Origin of the sequence: Geobacillus sp. LYN3 (genome assembly GCF_003064505.1) — a bacterium.
Taxonomy (GTDB): domain Bacteria; phylum Bacillota; class Bacilli; order Bacillales; family Anoxybacillaceae; genus Parageobacillus_B; species Parageobacillus_B toebii.
In genome coordinates this window covers 241-1,428 of the sequence record NZ_QCWL01000021.1, presented here as the reverse complement: position 1 = coordinate 1,428, position 1,188 = coordinate 241, and the positions used below count along the sequence as shown (strand labels likewise).

The 1,188-nt window shown below is 48.7% G+C and carries 8 tRNA genes; all 8 read right to left on the bottom strand.

The window, feature by feature from the left end:
- Nucleotides 1–79 precede the first annotated feature (79 nt).
- A tRNA-Thr gene (locus DCC82_RS16440) sits at nt 80–155 on the bottom strand.
- A gap of 40 nt (nt 156–195) precedes the next feature.
- A tRNA-Phe gene (locus DCC82_RS16435) sits at nt 196–271 on the bottom strand.
- Nucleotides 272–426: 155 nt separating this feature from the next.
- Nucleotides 427–502: transfer RNA gene (locus DCC82_RS16430), tRNA-Asp, on the bottom strand.
- 5 nt (nt 503–507) lie between these two features.
- A tRNA-Met gene (locus DCC82_RS16425) sits at nt 508–584 on the bottom strand.
- A gap of 149 nt (nt 585–733) precedes the next feature.
- A tRNA-Val gene (locus tag DCC82_RS16420) sits at nt 734–809 on the bottom strand.
- Between the two features lie 12 nt (nt 810–821).
- Nucleotides 822–893, bottom strand: a tRNA-Glu gene (locus DCC82_RS16415).
- Nucleotides 894–909: 16 nt separating this feature from the next.
- A tRNA-Ser gene (locus tag DCC82_RS16410) sits at nt 910–1,000 on the bottom strand.
- A gap of 4 nt (nt 1,001–1,004) precedes the next feature.
- Nucleotides 1,005–1,079 (bottom strand) — tRNA-Asn (locus DCC82_RS16405).
- Nucleotides 1,080–1,188: the final 109 nt, after the last annotated feature.

The following is a 1,188-nucleotide window of genomic DNA, read 5'->3' as shown; positions in this document are numbered from 1 at the left end:
CGGATTCGAACCGCCGAACCCAAAGGGAGCGGATTTACAGTCCGCCGCGTTTGGCCACTTCGCTACCCCTCCGTAACCATGGTGCCGACTGCAGGACTTGAACCCGCAACCTACTGATTACGATTCAGTTGCTCTACCAATTGAGCTAAGTCGGCACATCAGCCAGAAAAACTTCAAACTTATTTAAAGAGTAAATGGTGGCTCGGGACGGAATCGAACCGCCGACACAAGGATTTTCAGTCCTTTGCTCTACCGACTGAGCTACCGAGCCATTTTATTATCTTAATTTAAATTCTGTGTTGTCGTGTCCCTTCCTCTTCTAGCTCATTCAGCGATGTTAGATGCGTCGGGACAACTCGCAGCATATTCATGGAAGTATCGCTCGTCGCTACCGAGCCATTTTTTTAATTAGCATTAATTCCATTGTGGCGGTCCCGACGGGACTCGAACCCGCGATCTCCTGCGTGACAGGCAGGCATGTTAACCACTACACTACGGGACCAATATTGGTTGCGGGGGCAGGATTTGAACCTGCGACCTTCGGGTTATGAGCCCGACGAGCTACCGGACTGCTCCACCCCGCGATGATAGAAAGAAATAGTTGAATTAGTAAGGTTTAATTAAATTCATTGCCTCTTCCTCTACTAGCCAATCCAAAGATGCTGGATGCGTCGAGGCAACTCGCAGCGAGTTCATGGAAGCTTAGGCTCGTTGCTCCACCCCGCGACGATGATGGTGGAGGATGACGGGATCGAACCGCCGACCCCTTGCTTGTAAGGCAAGTGCTCTCCCAGCTGAGCTAATCCTCCACAAAAAGAAAGTGACCCGTACGGGATTCGAACCCGTGTTACCGCCGTGAAAGGGCGGTGTCTTAACCACTTGACCAACGGGCCATAGTAACAAAATTAGTGGCGGAGAGCAAGGGATTCGAACCCTTGAGGCGCTATTCGCGCCTACACGATTTCCAATCGTGCTCCTTCGACCACTCGGACAGCTCTCCAAGATGGCTCCGCAGGCAGGATTCGAACCTGCGACCAATCGGTTAACAGCCGATTGCTCTACCACTGAGCTACTGCGGAATAATATGAAGAAGTTATATAATAAATTGTTATAAACTTTTTCATTGATTGGACAAATATTATTATAATGACCAATATTACCATGTCAAGAGTTTTTTTATTTATTTCA